Origin of the sequence: Flavobacterium sp. 3HN19-14, from assembly GCF_051373205.1 — a bacterium.
GTDB lineage: Bacteria > Bacteroidota > Bacteroidia > Flavobacteriales > Flavobacteriaceae > Flavobacterium.
Genome location: NZ_JBPPZT010000001.1, coordinates 3,641,052 through 3,660,283, shown reverse-complemented (window position 1 = coordinate 3,660,283; position 19,232 = coordinate 3,641,052). Strand labels below are relative to the sequence as shown.

Genomic DNA, 19,232 nt, shown 5'->3' with positions numbered 1-19,232 from the left:
GAAATTTTAATCGAGGCACATCCGCATATCGGAACCAACAAATTACCACAAATCATCCAGGACATCCGCGAAAAAATCATCGAATTCGGCGGAAAGGTGCTTTTTGATACGAAACTCACCGATATTATCATCAAAGGCAATCAGGTACAGGGAATTGTTACGCAAAACGGCGACACGATTTCCGCTTCTCATATTATTCTGGCAACAGGCCATTCTGCGCGCGACATTTTCGAATTGCTTGACCGCAAGAAAGTTTTTATTGAAGCCAAACCGTTCGCGCTCGGCGTTCGTGCAGAACATCCGCAGTCGCTGATTGACAGCATACAATATAGTTGTGACTATCGTGGAGAATATTTACCTCCGGCGCCATATTCGATTGTAAAGCAGGTCAATGGCCGCGGCATGTATTCATTTTGTATGTGCCCGGGTGGCGTGATTGCGCCTTGTGCAACGAGTCCGGGCGAAGTAGTGACCAATGGTTGGTCACCGTCCAAAGAGATCAGGTAACTGCAAATTCCGGAAATCGTAATTGAATTAAAGTTAGAAGATTTCAAACCATACGCAAAATTTGGCGCTTTGGCCGGAATGGAATTCCAGAAAAATATAGAACAAAAAGCCTGGCAATTGGCCGGAAAGACACAAAAAGTGCCGGCGCAGCGCATGGTCGATTTTACACAGCGCAAAGTTTCTTCAGAAATCCCGAAAACTTCTTATGTTCCCGGCACGACTTCTGTTGAAATGGGTGAGGTTTTTCCTGGTTTCCTGACGCAGATTTTACGCGAAGGCTTTACGGAATTCGGTAAATCCATGCGCGGTTATTTGACCAACGAAGCGATTTTGCACGCGCCTGAATCCCGCACTTCTTCACCGGTCAGGATTCCGCGTGACCCGATTTCGCTCGAACATTTACATGTAAAAGGACTTTATCCTTGCGGAGAAGGGGCAGGTTATGCTGGCGGAATTATTTCTGCGGCTATTGATGGTGAAAAATGTGCATTGAAAATTGCAGAAAAATTAAATAAATAACAGCATGAAAAAAAATATCTTTTTAGCCTTAATTATCACGGGCTTGTTGAACGGTTGCTCTTCAGGGAATGACTCAAATGAGGGTTTTAATACCTATGTCAGATTTGATATGAATGGCCAGCATTACGACATGCCAAACCCGAGTACCAATGCCACGGGTAGCAGCGGCAGCATTATGGCGCCGGCTTTTTTCGGTGATCCGCCTAACCAATCGATTGTTATCGATATGCCTTTTCTGCCAACAGTAGGGAACCATAATCTCACGCATTATACAGGATCAGGTAATTATGCGGCTTATCTCCAGATCGCACCGGGAGTAACTTTTGATTCAGAATCCGGGACGATAAAAATCATTAGCATAAGCAATGATTTCGTCAAAGGAACATTTGGCTTCACCGGAACAGTTAACGGGACAACATATACTATTACTGACGGCGAATTCAGGTCATTCAGAGCAGAAGATTTAACCAATTAATTTTTCATTGCCTGAACAGCCGTTAAACTTTTATATAAATTCAATCCGTTTGGCAACTGCGCATCCGTTTTTCGTATTTTTGAAAAGCAATAAATTGTTATGACTGAAGAACAAGTAATATTGGTGAATGAATCCGATGAGCCAATCGGACTGATGCCCAAGCTCGAAGCCCATCAAAAGGCGCTTTTGCACCGTGCGTTCTCCGTTTTTATTTTAAATGATAAGAATGAGATCATGCTGCAACAACGCGCTGCCCAAAAATACCATTCGCCATTATTGTGGACGAATACCTGCTGCAGCCACCAACGCGAAGGCGAAAGCAATATTGCAGCCGGAACGCGCCGGCTTTTTGAAGAAATGGGTTTTAAGACCGAATTGAAAGAACTTTTCAGTTTCATCTATAAAGCGCCATTTGATAATGGGCTTACTGAACACGAATTGGATCATGTGATGGTCGGTTATTACAATGATAGGCCGCAAATCAATGCCGAAGAAGCCGCAAGCTGGAAATGGATGTCGATTGAAGCTATAAAAAGCGATATGCAGCAACATCCCGAAATTTATACCGTTTGGTTCAAGATTATTTTTGATGAGTTTTATCATTTCCTCGAAGATCATAAGCTTTAGTCGAAGGCTGAAAGTCCAAAGATAGAATCCTGAACCTTAACCCAATACCCTGAACCCATGAAAGTAACCGTAAGCAGAAAAGCCCATTTCAACGCAGCGCACCGTTTATACCGCAGCGACTGGTCGTTTGAAAAAAACGATGCGGTTTTCGGGAAATGCAATAATGTCAACTTTCACGGGCACAATTATGAATTGACCGTAAGTGTAACGGGCGAAATCAATCCGGAAACGGGCTATGTGATGGATTTGAAACTGCTGGCTGATTTAATTGCAACGCATATCGAGGAAGCTTTCGATCATAAAAACCTTAATCTCGACGTGCCTGAATTCGATACAGAAAAAGGCGGCTTGATTCCGACTGCCGAAAATATCGCGGTTGTAATCTGGAATAAACTGAGGCTGCACATTCCGGAAAACAAAGCAGTCGAAGTGGTTTTATACGAAACACCACGAAATTTCGTTACTTACAACGGTCAATAATCCGTCAGAAAAAAGGTATAATATATTGATTGAATAATGTAAACAGATTTCGGTCGGAATGATAGAAATTTGTTCAAAACCAGAAAACATGTCAAAATTATATCCGTTGCAGTTTGAACCAATCCTGAAAGAAAGGATTTGGGGCGGACAGAAATTAAAAACACTTTTGCGCAAACCGATAACTTCTGAAATTACCGGAGAAAGCTGGGAATTATCAACAGTTCCCGGAGATATCAGCGTGATTTCGAATGGTGAATTAAAGGGAAAACCGCTTACCAGCATCATCGAAAAATTTCCCGATGCGCTTTTGGGAACAGAAGTACATAAAAAATTCGGGCAAGAATTCCCATTGCTTTTTAAATACCTTGATGCGAAGGAAGACCTGTCGATTCAGGTACATCCAAATGACGAACTCGCCAGGAAACGCCACAATTCATTCGGGAAAACCGAAATGTGGTATGTCATGCAAGCCGATGAAAATTCCCGGATTATCGTGGGATTTAAGGAAAAATCTTCACCTGAAGAATACCTGAAAAGCCTTGAAGATAAGTCCATTATCTCGATTTTAGATACCAAAGCTGCAAAACCCGGCGATGTTTTCTTTTTAGCTACAGGAACCGTTCATGCTATCGGCGCAGGATTGGTAGTCGCCGAAATTCAGCAGACTTCGGATATTACTTATCGGATTTACGATTTCGATCGTGTCGATGCCAATGGCAATAAACGCGAGTTGCACGTTGATTTGGCTTTAGATGCCATCAATTATGAAAAAACTGATGCGGAACGGACTTACGGCAAAGAAAAAAATACGGCCAATGAAATTGTCGATTGCCCGTATTTTACCACGAATTTCATTCCGCTTGACGGGAATATAAAAGTTGAAAAATCAGGAAAATCATTTACGGTTTATATGTGTACCGAAGGCAATTTTGAATTGGATTTTGAAGGTGAAAAATACCAATACCAGCAAGGCGATACGGTTTTAATTCCGGCAGATTTAAATGCGTATGAATTAAGCGGAAAAGCTTCAATCTTAGAAATTTACATTTCCTAGCCTGATTTTCAAAAGAATTAATGTACTTTTGCACCAAATTTAAAAATCAGAAATAAAAATGGCAAACGTTAGAAATTTAAAGAAAGACATCAACTACGTTTTAGGAGATATTATTGAGGCGGTTTACCTGGTTGAAATGTCGACTACCGGAAAACCAACAACAGAAACTAACGCATTGATCGACGAAGCGATTACTACTTTTGATACTTTGATCACAAAAGTGAATGCTAAAAATGTTGAGAATAAAAAAGCACATTTCAACCAAATTAATGTTGAATTAGAACAGGCTGCAAATCAGTTGATTGAAAAAATCAACAAATTGTAATAAAAAAAGTCTGGAAAAAACTGCAGATTTATTTTGGATTTAAGAAAATCAAATTTATATTTGCACTCGTAATGACGCCGCCAGCGTAGCTCAGTTGGCTAGAGCAGCTGATTTGTAATCAGCAGGTCGTGGGTTCGAGTCCCTCCGCCGGCTCATAAATTAAAAACCATCACATTTATTTGTGATGGTTTTTTTGATTTTAAAGAAAATTAAAGCTACGAATTTACTTCGTCAGTTCGCCTAACGGCTCGGGTCACGAATTCACACAAATTTAATTCGTGCTAATTCGTGAAATTCGTGGCTAAATATAACTGCCTAAAAATTACAGTCCGGCTTTCTTGCGCTCTTTGGTATACTCCGTAAGCTTTTTCCCGTAGAATGATTTTGCGACTTTCGGAGACATCGATTTCTGAATCGTATCGAGGTATTTAAGATTTACATCGTTGATTTCCGTTAAAACCACGTAAGGCGCAATTTCAAAATCACGGTTATTAAGTGCAAATTGGCTCGTGTAGTTGTATTTTCGAATAGTAATTTTTTCTTGTAATTTCTCAATGCTGTCAACTCTTTCCGGCTTGTTTAGCTTTTTTGCTCTTAATTTTTCGCCGACCAGCGTAGTATTTTCGTCTGTAAAACGTGCGTTTATCTTTTTGTATTCTTCGTAAAGCTTTTGGTTTTTAGAACCGGTAATTTTCGCATTGAAATAAAAGCGATCCAAAGTCGTATTAATGGTCATATTGCCAGGCTCTGCGAAAAACGGCAGGTTGTCGTCAATTGAACTGGTTGCGCCACGGTCGAGCATCAGGTAATACATTTCAGGCGATTGGATGTCGAGGTAACTTTCGAAGTGGGAATCGCCATTAATTTTTATCGTATCCACCGAAACCCAGCTCGTATCGGAGATTTTTTTGATATACAAAGTGCCTTGTTTTAATCCTTCGATATTTCCGGTAATGTGCAGGTTTCCGGCGTGTTTTTCGTCTTTACACGAAACGAAAAGCAGCAGGCCGCATAAGGCAAGAATAGATTTTGTCATTGGTTTTATTTTTCGGCAAATTAAGGAAAAATAGTTGAATGAGGAAAGACCGCTTTGCTGAAAGATGTGAGACCGCTTCGCTGCAAGATGCAAGACCGCTTCGCTGTAAGAAAAAAGACTTTTCGGGATGTAGAAGAACGATAACTCAGTCTTATACAAAATCCAAAAAGTCTTTTCTCTTGCTTCTTGCACCGAAGCGGTCTTTGCTCTAAACTACCCTTTAAGCCACGCGTCCCTCAATTTCTTTTTAGCGGCATCAGTAGCCGCGAAACCTTTAGCTTCTTCATAAGTCAGCTTAACTTTTCCGGTCAGGGTCTGCTCTTTTCCGTCGCGTTTGATCTTTACCGAAATCGGCTCATCTTCTTTCCAGTTCTGGCTGCTCATGATCATTTCGTAAATGTTGTCAAGATTGTAATCTTTTCCATTAACACCAAGAATAATGTCGCCTGCCTGCATTTTCAATTCTTTGAAGAAAGCGTTCAGCTCACCCGGAAGTAAAATGATTTCTTTGGTCGATTGGTTTACTGTGATGTAAGGAACCTGCTGGTCTTTCAGGAAAACAATTCCCGGAACTTTCGTAGTCGATTCCGTAACGCCCATTTTCGCGAGATAATCTGTATACGGAATCGGGTTGCCCTGTGCAACATATTTATTCAGGAATTCGCCGACTTCCGGATAAGTCAATGACGTGATTTTTGCAAATAATTCACTGTCGTCAAAAGCTTTTTTCGTGCCGTATTCTGCGGATAATTTTTGCATCAAATCAAGAATCCCTCTTTCACCATTGCTTTTTTCGCGGATGATGATATCGATGCACATGCCAATCAGCGCGCCTTTTTCGTAAACGTTCAGGTACTGCGATTTGTAAGGTTCAACTAATACATTCGCGCTCATTTTGGTGAAAGCCATTTTATCGTCCATTTGTGAGGCGTGCTGGATTTTTTCAGCCATACGGCCGTAAAATTCGCTTTCATCAATCAATCCCTGGTTGATTTGGAAAAGATTCGCGAAATACTCCGTCACACCTTCGTACATCCACAAATGCTCAGACATTTTTGGCGTATTGTAATTGAAATATTGTATCTCTTTCGAATGAATCGTCAACGGTGTCACGATGTGAAAGAATTCATGCGAAACCACGTCTTTCATCTGTTTGCCGAGTTCTTCTTTCGGAATCATTTCAGGCATAACAACTGTAGTCACTGTCGGATGTTCGAGCGCACCGAAACCTTTTGCGTCAGTATCGTCCATCCTGGAAAGATATAACAGCACCGAATATTTCTTTGTACTGTTGAATTTTCCGAGGAAATTCTTCTGTGCCGTCATCATCGTTTTCATTTCCGGCGTAATGCTCTCGGCTGTGACAGCGCCGGTTGGCGAATAAACTGCGATAAGAATATCCATGCCATTGATGTTGAAAGTCGTATAATCCGGCTTCGAATACATAATCGGGTTTTCAACCAATTCGGCATAACGCGAAGTCGTAAATGTGTCTTTCGAATCACTGTCATCTGTGTCGGTCATTGAAGTTGCGCCCCATAATTTCGCCGGATGGCTAATGTTCACCTGATAAGGAATTTCCATGAAATCACTGAAATAGCCCACGAATCCGTGTGTATTCAACAGGAAATTTTTTCCTTCTTCAATGTTAGTTCCCGCAGGCGAAAAAACCTTGTGCGTGCCTTCGATATCAAAAGTATCATTGACCCAATAAGTGATTTTTGCAAGTTTTTTGGCATTGGCGATCGACCAGGAATTGGCGTCGCTTTTCGTCACGGCAAGCTCAGTTCCTTTGGCATCGTAGGCTTTCAAATCGTCTACATATTTTCCGTAATCGTCTTCGGAATAAGTGCCGGAATAATTTTCGGGATAAAATAAGTGACTTTATCTGTTTTGATCGCAGGTGGTGTAATGGTTACCATCACTTTGTCATTCTTCACCACATTCAGGTCGATGGCAACTTTTACCTGTTCGGCAGTTTTGTTCTGTCCGCTGGCATCGATTGTATATAAAGCGATCGATACGGCGAGACTCAATATTAATTTTCTCATCAGTTAAAATTTTTATATGCGTAAGACTCGCTAATCGGGATTTTGTTACAAAACCGGAAGGAAACTGAAATGCATTCATTTTAAAATGTATTTAATTCATTTTAAAATGAATTCTTTATATAAAAAAATGAATTGATTACATTAAAAAATATATTTAATTTATTTTAAGATGAATTAATTTCATCAATAAATGAATTGATTACATTAAAAAATAAATTCAATTCATAAATAAATATATTTAATTGATTTATAAGTCAATTAAATATATTTCAAAACAATTTAATTCATCTATATATCAATTAAATTGTTATATACAACACTAAAACTGTTTTTACGTATAAAATTAGATGTTGAGAAGTGCTATTTAAACTTCGCGTTGAGCCAGTCAGACATGAATTTTAATGCATCGGGAGAAAAAGTCTGCTCGATTTTTTCGTATTCATCGAGGTTTCCGGTAATGCTTTCCTGGAATAAATGGTTCAGGTTGGGGAAAATCTTCACGGTCACTTTTTTATTGCCGGCTTTTTCAAGGGTATTTTTAATGGCTTCGGTATTCTCTTTCGGCGGCACCTGAAAATCTTTGCCGCCATTCAATACCAGAACCGGGCATTTTACATTTCTGAGCGATGTTGCCGGATCATATTTCAGGAAATAAGGCATCCAAGGCTGAAGCATGTCATCTGCCTGTTGCGAAACCATCGCGTCAATCTGAGCCTGCGGCGGTTTTTGGCTGGCAGGTACATCTGCATAACTTTTTTGCAGTATTTCAACCAGTTCTTTTTTCGCCTTTACAGCATCTTTTTCATTTTTGAGGATGTCATAGACCTGTAAATTTGTTTTTCGGGCATCCGCCAATTCAGGTTCTGTCATTCCCGCAGCTTTTCCGGCGAGGTAAGTCTGCAATAAAAGCAACTGATCGCCGGGAATTCCGGTACCTGCCAGCAGCACAATGCTGTTAATGTCTTTGTTATTCGCTGCGACCATTGGCGCAACGGCACCTCCTTCACTGTGGCCGATGAGTCCGATTTTCTTCGGATTGATGTCTTTTCTGGTTTTCAGGTAATCTACAGCAGCACTTACGTCGCCTGCGAAACTTTCAGTTGTGGCATGCAATAAATCGCCTTTCGATTCGCCAACGCCACGGTCATCGAAGCGCAGAACGCCGATTCCGTTTCGCGTAAGATAATCAGCAATCACAAGGAAAGGTTTGTGCCCGAAGACTTCTGAATCGCGGTTTTCGGTTCGCTTCCCGTAATCAGAACCACGACCGGAAAATTGCCTTCTTTTTTTGGGAGCGTCAATGTGCCGGCCAAAGTGAAATTTTCTTTTTTGTTCTGAAAAGTCACCTCTTCGGAATAATATGGAAATGGCGTTTTCGGTTCCTGCGGACGGTTTGGCTTTTGAACAGCAGGCGGCGCAGCGTGATTAAGGCTCAATGGCAGACTGTTGTTGCCCTGAGTGAAATTCCCGATGAATTTTCCTGAAGCATCGAGGTCGCCTTTGTAAGTTATTTTGGCTTCCGGAAATTCAAAAGTAATGGTTTTTTTGTTTTCAAAAGTTGTGCGGCTGATTGGCAGATCCTTCATGCCTTGGTCCGGACTGTCCATTGTCGTGGTGTAGTCATTTCCTGCTTTTTTTACATTGAATACCAATGTGAGTTTTCCGCCGGGAATTCCAATAAGCCCGACCATGTTCCGGCAATATCCTGGCAAAAAGCAGCAATTGAACTGAATAGTAAGAATGCGGTTAAAATTTTTTTCATTTTATTTTTGGTTTAAAAGTTCGACTGCCGCTTGCGGGTCTTTAACGTCGATGATTAATTTTTTGTAATATTCGTTTTCGAGCTCGACAACGATGGTCTGCTTTCGGTTCATGACATCCAGGAAATTCCTGCCGTTCCAGTAATAAGTTCCGGCTGCGATAACGCCTGGCAGGTCAGTTCCGGGCAACGGAAACCTCTCCAGAGTGGCATTGGGTTTGGCCTAGCTTCAGCGAGAATTACATTTTTCTTTGCTACGACGATTTTGCTTTTGAATGCCCAGAATTTGTGCATTCCGACAATTTCAAATACAAATGAGTCGTTAACAGGTGTTATTGTGACCATATTTAAAGATATAGGATGATTGTTTTCGAAATCGTTTCGGCCAATGCAACTGCAATGATAAAGAGTACGATAGGTTTTATTCCTTTTGCATTTATTGCGACTTTGTAGCCATTCCACAGCAATGCGAAAAACCAGACTATAAATGCGAGCGTAATCATGGCGAAGCAGATGATATAAAATGTTTCGATTCCGAAAACGGCTTCAGGCTTGCCTTCAAGGAGATTCGTCATCATTTTTGAGGTGATGCTGAAAAGATAATTTCCGGCATTGAAAAACGGTAAAATATACAAAGGAATCCTGGCAATCAATGTTGTTGAGAAGATGTCGATGAACCGCGTTTTACTATTGAAAATTTTACCGGCGATGAATAAAAATACCGCAATCGTGATAATATCAACGGCGATGTAAAGTATGGTTTCGCGGACACCAATATTTCCAACGAAGTGCAAATCGAGTGCGCCATCGTATACAGCATTGAAAAAATAGCCCGTAAATCCACCGATAATCGTCGCCACAAGACCAATTATCAACAGATTCCGGTCAGAATGTTTGGCAAACGGATTGAATAGATGTGTTCTCATGACTAAGACTGTGATTTTAAATTATTGATTTTTTGGATAATGTCGTCGAGTTTGTTGCGAACAGTGGGATAGCTGTTGCCCATTTGCGAAGCCATTTCTTTAAGGCTGCCGCTGCTCATAAAAAATTGCAGGATGAAATTTTGCTCTTCTTCGGAAACGCGGAGTAATAATGGCAAAGCGTAATTTCCGGAAACGGTTGTGTTGCAATTGCTGCAGCAAAGTTGCGCTACAGACAATGTGCTCTCGCAACTTGGGCACTGGATGGGAAGTTTTGGTTGCATAACAAATGATTTTGTTATACAAAGTTAAATATTATTTATATAATAATAAATATTGTTTAAATAAATTTAAATATTATTTATTTTTAGTTTAAATATTGGCAATAAAAAACTCCCTGAAAAGGGAGTAGCAGTTTAATCGAATTTATTTTTAATATAATATTTTCCGTCAAGATCTTCGTCGAAATCGTCAATCTTCATGGGTTTTGGCTTCGGCTTATTGGCCTGGGCTTTCTTTTTCCACATCTCGAATTTCTCTGTCGTGAGTTTCTTTTTCATGATTTCAAGAATCTCTTTTTCGGCAAAACCGAATTCTTTTTTGATGATTTCAAAAGGATTCCTTTCCTCAAGTGCCAGCGTTACAAGCTTCTCCGTCTGCTCCCACGACAACTCCGTATGTTTACTCTTTTTCATTACTTGAAAATTAATTCAGATAAAATTTCATAAGTTGACAATTCTTATTTCAATATTAAGAAAAAAAATAATCACTTTTTAAAGGCGATGAAAATTTTTCATGGTTTTTTATTTTTTGGCTGTTTTGGTTTCTGAAACGGAATTTTGAGCAGGTTTTTGAGGCTATTGTGCTCGTATGCTTCCATGTGCGTATCAACGCCATAAACGATATCTTCTTTTTTCAAATAAGAGAATGTTCCGAAAAACCTGTCCCAAACCGAAAAAATATTGCCATAATTCGAATCTGTATGCGGCAGCATATAATGGTGGTGTACTTTGTGCATATCCGGAGAAACAATCACATAACTCAGCGTTTTATCGAGTTTTTCGGGAATTGCGATATTGGCGTGCGTGAACTGCGCAAAAACCACCGACAGCGATTGGTACATAAAAACGAGCCACATCGGCGTTCCAATTGCCAAAACGCCCAGCGTCGTGAACAGGAACCTGATGACACTTTCGCCCGGATGATGCCTGTTGGCAGAAGTTGTGTCAATCCATGTATCGGTGTGATGAATAAGATGGAAGCGCCACAACAGCTTGATTTTATGTTCAGACAAATGCGCAAAATAGGCGCCTATTAAGTCGAGAAGCAGAAGTCCGATAATTATGTAAAGCCACATCGGCATTTCCGGAAGCGCGTTGAGCAAACCGAAATTATTTTCTGTCGTCCATTGTGCGGTTCGCAACAGTATAAATGCCATCAGGAAATTAACGATAATTGTCGTGACGGTAAAAAGATATTGATTCCGGCATGGTGCCATTTTTTATAATCGAATGTAAACATCGGTTTTATACTTTCGAGCAGCCAGAAAAAGGCGATACCTCCGGCCAGGATTAATGCGCGGTGCAACGGCTTGATGTTTTCGAAATAATGAATGATGGTTTCCATAAATATTGGTAGTTAGTTACAGATTTTAATGTTGCATTAAGTGTAATAATACGCCCAGATAATCAATACAATCTGAAGCGGCAGCCGCAGCAGGACTGCCCATTTCGGTAATCCCAAACGCGCCTTATCATTGGTAAACATATAGATATTTGCCGGAAAAATGGCAATCAAAAGTGCGGCAATTCCCCATGCGGCAAATTTTGACAAAAGCGGAATACAAACTGCAGTTCCCAAAACGATTTCAAAAAAACCACTGGCATAATTAAGAAATTCCGGATAGGGCAGATAGGGCGGAATGATTTTCAAATACAACCGCGGTTTCCGGAAATGATTGATTCCGGCCAAAATATAAAGCGCCGCCATGAGGTATAAATGCCAGGGAAATGCCATTGGTGATTTTTATACGAAATGTACAAAAAATCACGCGGATTTCTACGCCAATTGGCATTCATGATCACAATTGCGAAAATAATCATCAGGATGCCAATCCATTGCAGGAAAATGACTTTTTCGCCCAATAGCAGATACGCCATTGTTACAGAAACCGGCAGTTCCAGTGATGATACAATACTTCCAAGCCCTATTCCGGTCAAAGGAAATCCGGCGTTGAGCAACATTGGCGGGATAATGGTGCCGAAAAGCGCTACAAGGATTCCCCACTTGTAAAAAATATCGTAATTAAAAGGCGTGTGCTGCGTTGCCAAGGCGAATAGGAAAACAACAACAGCGCCGCCTAAAAGCATGTAAAGACTTCGTTGTGCCGATGAAATTTCTTTCGCCACGCTGTTGGCCGCATACATTGTTGTGGTGAATGAAGCGGCAGCTGAAAGCCCCAGTACGACGCCGCGCCAATCCAGATTCACATTATTATTGATCATATTGGTGGCAAAAACCGTTCCGATAAGCACGATGATGACGGCGATGATTTTTGTGGCGGACGGTAGTTTTCTCGTGAGAAACATTTCGAGCAAAACGCCCATCCAGACCGTTTGCATAAGCAGTACAATTCCTATGGAAACCGGAACGAATTTTACGGCCATATAATAAAAAATACTCGTCAACCCGGTGGAGGTACCGGCAATCATCAATTGTGAGATATTCTTTTTAGAAGCTTTTTTTACAACGTCTGAATTTTTTGCTTTCTGAAATCCATTGATTAACAGGATGGCAATAATCCCTAAAATAAATTGCGACGATATTACTTCGGCAGGTGTGAAAGGCAATCCGCTTGCGCCTTTCGACGCATACGCCAATTTAACGAAAGTAGCCAGCATGCCATAACTGGTCGCGCCTAAACTCACTAAAAATACGCCTTTGATTGTATTATTTTTTGTCATTTTCTAATTTAAAAAGCGGGCAAAGATAGTGCTTTGTGTATGAAGAATTCAAAAATTACCGGAAACTTAAAATATCCGGAATTTTATTCAGTTATATAAAAAAATCATCATGAGAAAAATCGTACTTATAACATTATTGAGTTTCATCTGCTGCAATAATACTAAAATTGAGACACCAAAGGATTACACGGCTAAAAATACAGAGGCATTAGCGTTTTGTAAAAAGAATAATTTTAACGAAGACTACTATTTTTTAATCGACCTGAGTATTCATTCGGGTAAAAACCGCTTTTTTATTTACGATTTCAAGCAGCAGAAAATCACCAATCAAAATCTTGTCACGCATGGGAGTTGCGATGTGCTAGATGATAATGACCAAAAGTGGGAAAAGGCGAAATTCAATAACCAGGATAACAGCCATTGCAGCGCAAAAGGGAAATATAAAATCGGTAAACGCGACACAAGCGGGTGGGGAATCAAAATCAAATATTGGCTCCATGGATTAGAGCCGACTAATAATAATGCAATCGGAAGGGTAATTGTGCTGCATTCCTGGGAGGCTGTTTCCGACAAAGAGGTTTATCCGAATTACAGTCCGCTTAGCTGGGGCTGTCCGGCGGTCTCTGATGCATTTATGACAAAGTTAGACGCAAAACTGCAGAAATCTGAAAAGCCGGTTTTGTTGTGGATTGTTGAGTAGAATGATTTTATAAGACCACCCATTTCTGTTATGCCTGCTTCAAAATAGCCATAACCTTATCCGGAATCTGGTAAAATTCCTGCAAAGTAAAAGGTTTGATCAAGAAGCCTTTTGTGCCGAACTCCATACATTTCGCTTCATAAATCGGATTGATTGTGGTTGAATAGGCAAATGCTGCGATTTTCCGCAGTTCAGGATGTGTGCTGATTTCTTTAAGCGCTTCGATGCCATTGATAATTGGCATATTGATGTCTGTAAGGATAACATCTGGCTTGCTGCCGTCTTTGCGCAGGAACTCCAACAACTCTTTGCCATTTGCCACTACGTCGACTTTCGCAAACGCAGGATGCTTTTCAAAGCTTTCTTTGATGATCTCTCCGTCATCGATATCGTCTTCAGCGATAATAATGTGCAGGCTTTCTGCCATATTTATTCAATTACCGGAAAATACAAATTGAAAGTGCTGCCTTTTCCGGTTTCGCTTTCAACGTCTATTTTGCCGTCGTGGTTCTCCATTATTTTCTTACAAATCGCAAGCCCGATTCCGTTTCCGGAATATTCGTTGCGCATGTGTAACCGCTGAAAGATAGTGAATATTTTTGTTAAATCGGAGTTGTTCATTCCGATTCCGTTATCAGAAAGACTGATTTTGTGGAATTTCCGCATCGGCGCATTCACATCAATCTGGTCTGTAACTGATGCTAAAATGTTGATTACTGGTGCAGTATCTGCTTTTCTGTACTTGATTGAATTGGTGATAAGATTCGAAAAAATCTGACGGATTTGTACTTTCGAACCCATGATTTTAGGCAAATGTTCCGATGTGATTTTCGAATTGCTCTCGCTAATCATGAGTTCATGGTCTTCGAGTACTTCGTTAAAAATAACATCAAGGTCAAGTTCCTCCGTTTCAGATTTTGTGGCGTTGAACGCATATTTCACTAAATCATCCACCAATGCGTTAAGTCGCAATGCTGAAGATTTGATGATGTTAAGCTGGTTGAGTTCCTGCTCTGCAAAAGAATTGGTCTTATTATCTTTCAGGAATGAGGTATAACTCACGATTTTGCGAATTGGCTCTTTCAAATCATGCGAAATCACGTGGATGAATTGCTCCAGATTCGTGTTCGTCAGGTTCAGCTCGTTGACTTTAGCCTCAAGTTGTTGCTGGTATTGTATCAAAGCTTGTTCGTGTTTTCTTTTCTCGGATAAATCGGTTACGACTACGCCAATCGCGGCAACATTCGGGTGTAAGTCTGTAAACGAAACGTAAACCGGCAATTTTTTTCCGTTGGCGTTGAGTATGATTTCACCTTTACTCGACCGTATTGCAATGCGGCTTTTAGGATTTGATAGTCCCTGTGGGAATCTACATAATGATTGAAAAACGTCCCGATAATTTTGTCGGCGGGGATGTCAATCAACTTCGAAAAATAATCGTTGCAATACAAAATCAACCCATCATCGGAAATACTCAACGCACCTTCGCTGAATTTTTCAATCAGGATACGATAGGTATAGTCGGCACTTTCGAGAGAATAAACATGGGGATTTCCTTCCTTGTTAAGAACGAGCGCATCGACCGAACCTTCACGAATGGCTTCAATAATGGCATTCGACTCAAAAAGCTGGTTTTTGAGTTCGGCAATTTCTTGTTGCAATTGTTCGATATTTGTTTGCTCTCCTTTCAAATCTGCTCTTCGATATCTAATAATTTGAGCACTTTCGCTTTATCTGATAAATCGCCTAAAATTGTCCGCTGTGGCGCAGGTTTTATTTTCATCAGTGTAGGGATGGCTAAAATCTGGTGTTTTTCCGCTAGTTCTTTATCGCGACTGATGTCGATAATCTGCAGGTCGAAATTGTTTTTAAGATATTGCCCGCAGATGTGGTTAAGGTTTTCCACAGCATCAAGAGATTTTGGTGACATGCCAAAAACAAACAGTATAAAACTATAGTCTTTTGGGTCGTTAATGCTGTGGGGGTTGTTTTCCAATTGGTTTAATTAAGGGGTTTGATGTTGAGGCCTACAAGCACTCGTTCTTCGTTGGAAAGGTCACCGATTATTTTGCGGATAGGTTCCGGAAATTTCCTGACCAAAGTCGGAACGGCCAGGATCTGGTCGCCTTCCGCCAGTTGCGGGCTCACCAGCAGGTCGATTATTTCAATAGAATATTTGCCTGCCAGATGTTCTTCTGCATATTTTTTAATGTTGGCCAGTGCCTTTATTGATTTCGGAGTTTGGCCTGCAATGTAAAGCCGCAACTGCCATTCTGCTTTCTTCGTCATTTCTTTTTGGATTTAGAAGTCTGATTTGAGCCAAGACTGTTCTGCATGTCTTCGGTTTGTTTGAGGATGCTGAGTTCTTCTACAACCGATTCAAATTCATTTTTCAATGCGTCGATGTTGGCTTCAAGCACTTTGCGTTTGCGCGAAATCTCACGATCTTTCCTGTCGAGTTCGTTTTGCAATTTCTGTGCGGTAACTTTTTTACTGATTTCGTGGGAACGGCGTGCGGCACCGGTTAAAATGCCTTCCGGACCTAATTCTATATCAAGCAATTCTATACCATTTCCGTTGATTATAAATTCGCGAACCTGATTTGAATGTCCCATTCCTCTTGATTTGATGATGAAAATGCCGCGGTTTCTTTCACCAACGCCTTCCATATCGCGAACACTTACCCAGGTGTCAATGAGCGAAGAAACTGATTCTTCAGACAGATCAGGACGAATACCGTCATTTTGTTTGTTCAGCGAAGTAAACATCGCCGTGATATTATTGACTTTAAGCATGTCGATGAGTCGAACGAGCATCGAACGCACTTCGAGTTCGCTGCCGACGGTGATCAGGTTACTGACCGGATCAATAATAACAGTTGTTGGTTTATAATCGCGGATTAATTTGCGCAACGTCAGCAAATGCAGTTCAAGTCCGTTCAACGAAGGTCGGGAAGAATGAATTTGCAGATACCCGCTTTTGATATGTTTTTCAAGGTCAATCCCGACTGACCTCATATTCCGAATCAATTGCTGCGGTGATTCTTCGAATGCAAAAAATACCGTTTTTTCTTTCCTTTTTGCCTGTTCATTGGCGAAGTAAGCTGCAATTGTGGTTTTTGCAGTTCCTGCTGTTCCGGAAACCAATATGTTACTGCCGCGGTAAAATCCTTTTCGATCGAAAAGATCATCGAGCCCGGGAACGCCTGTTGAAACAATATCGGAAGAAACTTCGTTATCGAGTTTCAATGACGTAATCGGCAGTACCGAAATGCCGTCTTCATCAATAAGGAACGGATATTCATTGGTGCCATGTGTCGAACCACGATATTTTACAATTCGCAATCTCCTGGTAGAAACCTGTTCGATAACACGGTGATCCAATACGATTACACAATCTGAAACATACTCTTCAAGTCCCTGACGGGTCAATGTTGCTTCGCCTGTTTCGCCGGTAATCACAGCAGTAACGCCTTTTTCTTTGAGCCAGTTGAATAATCTTCTTAATTCGGCGCGTAAGATGCTTTGGTTGTCTAATCCGGCAAATAGTGATTCGATGGTGTCAAGAACAACTCTTTTCGCCTTGACAGTGTCAATTGCATAGGCTAGTCTCACGAAAAGTCCGTCGAGGTCGTATTCACCAGCCTCTTCGATTTCTGCTCTTTCAACGCGAACAAAATCAACCACCAATTTTTTATCGGCTTTTAATTTTTCAAGGTCGAAACCAAGGGATTTTACGTTGAGCGATAAATCTTTTGACGGTTCTTCAAATGACATAAACACGCCAGGCTCGTTAAATTCAGTGATGCCTTTGATGAGGAATTGCATGGACAACAATGTTTTTCCACAGCCGGGACCGCCGCAAATTAAGGTGGGCCTTCCTTTTGGGAAACCGCCATCGGTTATTTCATCAAGACCTTCGACACCGGTTGGTGTTTTTGGGAAAATATATTTTTCGTCGGATTTTACATTTCTAGCTTTAGCCACTTACTTCCAAAATTTAAAGTTCTTAATCAAATTTAACACATTATCATCCGTTAATTGTTAAAATTATGCTTGTTTTTTTTAAACGGTTTTATAAAATTAACATTTGTTCAATAGTTATGGAAAAATAAAAAAGCCCGTATGAAACGGGCTTTTACAATTTAAGGGAATAGGCAGTAATTATCCTAAATTGATTTCTTCTTCAAAGCGCTCTTTGTCAGACCCGAACATGTTGATTTCGGATTCAAACATATCGATTTTGCGGCCTGTGATGTCGATTTCGTTATCGAACATATCCATTTCGCTATTGAACATTTCCATATAGTAGTTCATAATGTGTAAATTTAGGTTTATAGTTGGTTGTTGTTTTTACGGAATTCCCATAGTTTCGTTGCCCTGACTGCGGTCGCGTACTGATTTTTCTTCTGGCGATTCTGCTTCCGGATTTGACTTTACATCAAGTTCGTTATGTGCTTCCGGGTTTTTGGAAGGCACGCGCGAAACTTCGATTTCAGTATTTTCGTCAGTTTTGATTTTATCAGGAGCCATGACTTTTTGCATTCAGTTATGAATGATAAAAGTAGAATGAGAGGGAAAGTTTTGTTTTATAAAATTTTCGGAAAAGGTTGTATAATTTTCAGAAGAAGGCAATTTATATATTACTATATAAATTTTTACTCGCGAAGGCGCTAAGTCACGAAAGGTTTGAAGTTATTTGTTTTCCTTCTCAATTAAATCGCTTAAATGCAAACGAAGCGCGGTGACGGAAATGCTGATTTCCCAAAATGAAATCCCTAAAGAAATCAACAGGCATAGCAAACTCAACCCGAATAAATAAATGCCTGAAAGCTGGTATTCCAGAAACAGCAAAAGCATCGCAAAAACCGAAAGGAATAAGCTTAGTACGCCGAACATCTGCATATAACGAATCAATGTCAATCGTAAATTGAGGTTTTTGATTTCGAGTAATGTCTTTGAACTTTCTTTTTGTTCGTAATGCTGGCGCAAACCGCGCACGATTGTGGCAATTGTCAGAAAGCGGTTGGTGTATGCGAGTAATATCAGTGAAGTTGCAGAAAATAAGAGGGCAGGAGTTTCTATATGAAGTGTCATGGAATTCAATTTCGATTAATAACAAATTACGTAAATCTTTCTATAGCCTTAATTTTTATCAATAAAAAACCTGCCAGTTTTCATTGACAGGTTAATCTAAAATCTGAATTCTAAGATCAAAAATTATTTAATCAACTCAAAACTTCTCTTTACAAAAGCCGTAAGCTCTTCACCTTTGAGTAAATTTTGGGATAATTTCGCCAAATCAAGCGCTTGTTTTACCAAATGCTCCTGTTGCGTTTTATCCGGAGTGTTCAGGATGCTCGCCGCCAATTCAGAATTGGTATTGACCACTAAATTATACATTTCCGGCATATTGCCCATTCCGAACATGCCGCCGCCGCCAGATTGGCTCATTTCTTTCATTCGTCGCATGAATTCCGGCTGCGTAATCAGGAATGGTGCCGCATTGCTGTCTAAAGCTTCCAATTGTACAGAATAATTAGGTTTCGGAACTACATTTTCAACGACCACTTTCAGGCTTTCTTTTTCTTCGTCTGACAATTTTGAAATGGCTGTTTCCTCTTTTTGATGAGGTTGTCGATGTGATCGGAATCTACGCGAACGAAAGTAATGTCGCTGTTATCGCCTTCCAGTTTTTGGATCAAATGTGAAATAATCGGCGAATCCAACAACAAAACCTCATAGTTTTTGTCTTTCGCGGCAGCGATGTAACTGTGCTGCGCGTCTTTATTTCCGGCATAAAGCAAAACCAAT

Annotated in this window: 26 protein-coding genes, 1 tRNA gene and 3 pseudogenes; 8 read left to right on the top strand and 22 right to left on the bottom strand. The window is 40.4% G+C overall.

What is annotated here, in order from left to right; genetic code table 11:
• The first annotated feature begins 96 nt into the window (after nt 1-96).
• From ACSLFW_RS19840 to ACSLFW_RS19810, 7 genes and pseudogenes are all read left to right on the top strand, one after another.
• Nucleotides 97-1,026 (top strand): annotated as a pseudogene (locus ACSLFW_RS19840) (NAD(P)/FAD-dependent oxidoreductase).
• Between the two features lie 4 nt (nt 1,027-1,030).
• The gene (locus ACSLFW_RS19835) at nt 1,031-1,501 is read left to right on the top strand and encodes a hypothetical protein (protein WP_436557192.1); all 471 of its coding nucleotides are present in this window, start codon (nt 1,031-1,033) and stop codon (nt 1,499-1,501) included.
• A 99-nt stretch (nt 1,502-1,600) separates the two neighbouring features.
• Nucleotides 1,601-2,128 (top strand): isopentenyl-diphosphate Delta-isomerase, encoded by a 528-nt coding sequence (gene idi / locus ACSLFW_RS19830; RefSeq protein ID WP_436557191.1) that lies wholly within the window; start codon nt 1,601-1,603, stop codon nt 2,126-2,128.
• Nucleotides 2,129-2,185: 57 nt separating this feature from the next.
• Nucleotides 2,186-2,608, top strand: coding sequence for a 6-pyruvoyl trahydropterin synthase family protein (locus tag ACSLFW_RS19825; RefSeq protein WP_436557190.1), 423 nt, complete (start codon nt 2,186-2,188; stop codon nt 2,606-2,608).
• 88 nt (nt 2,609-2,696) lie between these two features.
• Complete coding sequence (locus ACSLFW_RS19820; protein ID WP_436557189.1) at nt 2,697-3,662, top strand: type I phosphomannose isomerase catalytic subunit; 966 nt, start codon at nt 2,697-2,699, stop codon at nt 3,660-3,662.
• Between the two features lie 58 nt (nt 3,663-3,720).
• A complete protein-coding gene (locus tag ACSLFW_RS19815) occupies nt 3,721-3,987 on the top strand; it encodes a hypothetical protein (RefSeq protein WP_436557188.1) in 267 nt (88 codons plus the stop codon).
• Nucleotides 3,988-4,066: 79 nt separating this feature from the next.
• Nucleotides 4,067-4,140 (top strand) — tRNA-Thr (locus ACSLFW_RS19810).
• A 169-nt stretch (nt 4,141-4,309) separates the two neighbouring features.
• On the opposite strand, the gene ACSLFW_RS19805 is transcribed toward ACSLFW_RS19810, so the two are convergent.
• From ACSLFW_RS19805 to ACSLFW_RS19755, 11 genes and pseudogenes are all read right to left on the bottom strand, one after another.
• A complete protein-coding gene (locus ACSLFW_RS19805) occupies nt 4,310-5,023 on the bottom strand; it encodes a DUF4369 domain-containing protein (protein ID WP_436557187.1) in 714 nt (237 codons plus the stop codon).
• 213 nt (nt 5,024-5,236) lie between these two features.
• Nucleotides 5,237-7,074, bottom strand: a pseudogene (locus ACSLFW_RS19800) (peptidase M61).
• Between the two features lie 360 nt (nt 7,075-7,434).
• Nucleotides 7,435-8,271, bottom strand: a complete 837-nt coding sequence (locus ACSLFW_RS19795) for an alpha/beta hydrolase family protein (RefSeq protein ID WP_436557186.1) — start codon at nt 8,269-8,271, stop codon at nt 7,435-7,437.
• Nucleotides 8,268-8,765: a hypothetical protein gene (locus ACSLFW_RS19790; RefSeq protein ID WP_436557185.1), complete on the bottom strand. Its 498-nt coding sequence runs from the start codon at nt 8,763-8,765 to the stop codon at nt 8,268-8,270. Before ACSLFW_RS19790 ends, ACSLFW_RS19795 begins: the two co-directional genes overlap by 4 nt.
• Before the next feature lie 72 nt (nt 8,766-8,837).
• Nucleotides 8,838-9,023, bottom strand: a complete 186-nt coding sequence (locus ACSLFW_RS19785) for a hypothetical protein (RefSeq protein ID WP_436557184.1) — start codon at nt 9,021-9,023, stop codon at nt 8,838-8,840.
• Nucleotides 9,024-9,180: 157 nt separating this feature from the next.
• Nucleotides 9,181-9,759, bottom strand: a complete 579-nt coding sequence (locus ACSLFW_RS19780) for a hypothetical protein (RefSeq protein ID WP_436557183.1) — start codon at nt 9,757-9,759, stop codon at nt 9,181-9,183.
• A gap of 2 nt (nt 9,760-9,761) precedes the next feature.
• Nucleotides 9,762-10,040 (bottom strand): DUF2089 family protein, encoded by a 279-nt coding sequence (locus ACSLFW_RS19775; RefSeq protein ID WP_436557182.1) that lies wholly within the window; start codon nt 10,038-10,040, stop codon nt 9,762-9,764.
• A gap of 132 nt (nt 10,041-10,172) precedes the next feature.
• Nucleotides 10,173-10,451, bottom strand: coding sequence for a DUF2805 domain-containing protein (locus ACSLFW_RS19770; RefSeq protein ID WP_436557181.1), 279 nt, complete (start codon nt 10,449-10,451; stop codon nt 10,173-10,175).
• Nucleotides 10,452-10,549: 98 nt separating this feature from the next.
• Nucleotides 10,550-11,382: pseudogene (locus tag ACSLFW_RS19765) on the bottom strand (sterol desaturase family protein).
• Between the two features lie 36 nt (nt 11,383-11,418).
• Entirely contained in the window at nt 11,419-11,688 is a 270-nt protein-coding gene (locus ACSLFW_RS19760) for a DoxX family protein (protein ID WP_436557180.1), read from the bottom strand.
• The gene (locus ACSLFW_RS19755; protein ID WP_436557179.1) at nt 11,685-12,719 is read right to left on the bottom strand and encodes an EamA family transporter; all 1,035 of its coding nucleotides are present in this window, start codon (nt 12,717-12,719) and stop codon (nt 11,685-11,687) included. The genes ACSLFW_RS19760 and ACSLFW_RS19755 overlap by 4 nt, the downstream gene beginning before the upstream one ends.
• Before the next feature lie 109 nt (nt 12,720-12,828).
• Between ACSLFW_RS19755 and ACSLFW_RS19750 the strand changes: the two genes are divergently transcribed.
• A complete protein-coding gene (locus tag ACSLFW_RS19750) occupies nt 12,829-13,419 on the top strand; it encodes a murein L,D-transpeptidase catalytic domain-containing protein (RefSeq protein WP_436557178.1) in 591 nt (196 codons plus the stop codon).
• A 28-nt stretch (nt 13,420-13,447) separates the two neighbouring features.
• Here the strand turns inward: ACSLFW_RS19750 and ACSLFW_RS19745 are convergent, their stop codons facing one another.
• From ACSLFW_RS19745 to ACSLFW_RS19695, 11 genes are all read right to left on the bottom strand, one after another.
• Nucleotides 13,448-13,846, bottom strand: a complete 399-nt coding sequence (locus ACSLFW_RS19745; protein WP_436557177.1) for a response regulator — start codon at nt 13,844-13,846, stop codon at nt 13,448-13,450.
• A 2-nt stretch (nt 13,847-13,848) separates the two neighbouring features.
• Nucleotides 13,849-14,700, bottom strand: coding sequence for a sensor histidine kinase (locus ACSLFW_RS19740; protein WP_436557176.1), 852 nt, complete (start codon nt 14,698-14,700; stop codon nt 13,849-13,851).
• Nucleotides 14,643-15,110 carry a PAS domain-containing protein gene (locus tag ACSLFW_RS19735; RefSeq protein ID WP_436557175.1) on the bottom strand — a complete coding sequence of 156 codons (468 nt, stop codon included), beginning with the start codon at nt 15,108-15,110 and terminating at the stop codon, nt 14,643-14,645. The genes ACSLFW_RS19740 and ACSLFW_RS19735 overlap by 58 nt, the downstream gene beginning before the upstream one ends.
• Nucleotides 15,107-15,415, bottom strand: a complete 309-nt coding sequence (locus tag ACSLFW_RS19730) for a circadian clock KaiB family protein (RefSeq protein ID WP_436557174.1) — start codon at nt 15,413-15,415, stop codon at nt 15,107-15,109. Before ACSLFW_RS19730 ends, ACSLFW_RS19735 begins: the two co-directional genes overlap by 4 nt.
• Nucleotides 15,416-15,420: 5 nt before the next feature.
• Nucleotides 15,421-15,708 (bottom strand): circadian clock KaiB family protein, encoded by a 288-nt coding sequence (locus ACSLFW_RS19725; protein WP_436557173.1) that lies wholly within the window; start codon nt 15,706-15,708, stop codon nt 15,421-15,423.
• On the bottom strand, nt 15,705-17,405 hold the full coding sequence (gene kaiC / locus ACSLFW_RS19720) for a circadian clock protein KaiC (RefSeq protein WP_436557172.1): 1,701 nt from the start codon (nt 17,403-17,405) through the stop codon (nt 15,705-15,707). The genes ACSLFW_RS19725 and kaiC overlap by 4 nt, the downstream gene beginning before the upstream one ends.
• Nucleotides 17,406-17,582: 177 nt before the next feature.
• Complete coding sequence (locus ACSLFW_RS19715) at nt 17,583-17,735, bottom strand: hypothetical protein (protein WP_436557171.1); 153 nt, start codon at nt 17,733-17,735, stop codon at nt 17,583-17,585.
• 36 nt (nt 17,736-17,771) lie between these two features.
• Nucleotides 17,772-17,951 carry a hypothetical protein gene (locus ACSLFW_RS19710; RefSeq protein ID WP_436557170.1) on the bottom strand — a complete coding sequence of 60 codons (180 nt, stop codon included), beginning with the start codon at nt 17,949-17,951 and terminating at the stop codon, nt 17,772-17,774.
• Nucleotides 17,952-18,113: 162 nt separating this feature from the next.
• Nucleotides 18,114-18,515 (bottom strand): DUF2721 domain-containing protein, encoded by a 402-nt coding sequence (locus ACSLFW_RS19705; RefSeq protein WP_436557169.1) that lies wholly within the window; start codon nt 18,513-18,515, stop codon nt 18,114-18,116.
• A 123-nt stretch (nt 18,516-18,638) separates the two neighbouring features.
• Nucleotides 18,639-19,019 carry a hypothetical protein gene (locus ACSLFW_RS19700; RefSeq protein ID WP_436557168.1) on the bottom strand — a complete coding sequence of 127 codons (381 nt, stop codon included), beginning with the start codon at nt 19,017-19,019 and terminating at the stop codon, nt 18,639-18,641.
• A complete protein-coding gene (locus ACSLFW_RS19695) occupies nt 18,992-19,231 on the bottom strand; it encodes a hypothetical protein (protein ID WP_436557167.1) in 240 nt (79 codons plus the stop codon). Before ACSLFW_RS19695 ends, ACSLFW_RS19700 begins: the two co-directional genes overlap by 28 nt.
• Nucleotide 19,232: the final 1 nt, after the last annotated feature.

What these genes read in the sequence shown, in the direction of transcription:
- ACSLFW_RS19835 (WP_436557192.1), top strand. Translation starts at nt 1,031, where the DNA reads ATGAAAAAAAATATCTTTTTAGCCTTAATTATCACGGGCTTGTTGAAC.
- idi (WP_436557191.1), top strand. Translation starts at nt 1,601, where the DNA reads ATGACTGAAGAACAAGTAATATTGGTGAATGAATCCGATGAGCCAATC.
- ACSLFW_RS19825 (WP_436557190.1), top strand. Translation starts at nt 2,186, where the DNA reads ATGAAAGTAACCGTAAGCAGAAAAGCCCATTTCAACGCAGCGCACCGT.
- ACSLFW_RS19820 (WP_436557189.1), top strand. Translation starts at nt 2,697, where the DNA reads ATGTCAAAATTATATCCGTTGCAGTTTGAACCAATCCTGAAAGAAAGG.
- ACSLFW_RS19815 (WP_436557188.1), top strand. Translation starts at nt 3,721, where the DNA reads ATGGCAAACGTTAGAAATTTAAAGAAAGACATCAACTACGTTTTAGGA.
- ACSLFW_RS19805 (WP_436557187.1), bottom strand. Translation starts at nt 5,023, where the DNA reads ATGACAAAATCTATTCTTGCCTTATGCGGCCTGCTGCTTTTCGTTTCG.
- ACSLFW_RS19790 (WP_436557185.1), bottom strand. Translation starts at nt 8,765, where the DNA reads ATGGTCGGGCTTATTGGAATTCCCGGCGGAAAACTCACATTGGTATTC.
- ACSLFW_RS19780 (WP_436557183.1), bottom strand. Translation starts at nt 9,759, where the DNA reads ATGAGAACACATCTATTCAATCCGTTTGCCAAACATTCTGACCGGAAT.
- ACSLFW_RS19775 (WP_436557182.1), bottom strand. Translation starts at nt 10,040, where the DNA reads ATGCAACCAAAACTTCCCATCCAGTGCCCAAGTTGCGAGAGCACATTG.
- ACSLFW_RS19770 (WP_436557181.1), bottom strand. Translation starts at nt 10,451, where the DNA reads ATGAAAAAGAGTAAACATACGGAGTTGTCGTGGGAGCAGACGGAGAAG.
- ACSLFW_RS19755 (WP_436557179.1), bottom strand. Translation starts at nt 12,719, where the DNA reads ATGACAAAAAATAATACAATCAAAGGCGTATTTTTAGTGAGTTTAGGC.
- ACSLFW_RS19750 (WP_436557178.1), top strand. Translation starts at nt 12,829, where the DNA reads ATGAGAAAAATCGTACTTATAACATTATTGAGTTTCATCTGCTGCAAT.
- ACSLFW_RS19745 (WP_436557177.1), bottom strand. Translation starts at nt 13,846, where the DNA reads ATGGCAGAAAGCCTGCACATTATTATCGCTGAAGACGATATCGATGAC.
- ACSLFW_RS19725 (WP_436557173.1), bottom strand. Translation starts at nt 15,708, where the DNA reads ATGACGAAGAAAGCAGAATGGCAGTTGCGGCTTTACATTGCAGGCCAA.
- ACSLFW_RS19715 (WP_436557171.1), bottom strand. Translation starts at nt 17,735, where the DNA reads ATGAACTACTATATGGAAATGTTCAATAGCGAAATGGATATGTTCGAT.
- ACSLFW_RS19710 (WP_436557170.1), bottom strand. Translation starts at nt 17,951, where the DNA reads ATGGCTCCTGATAAAATCAAAACTGACGAAAATACTGAAATCGAAGTT.
- ACSLFW_RS19705 (WP_436557169.1), bottom strand. Translation starts at nt 18,515, where the DNA reads ATGACACTTCATATAGAAACTCCTGCCCTCTTATTTTCTGCAACTTCA.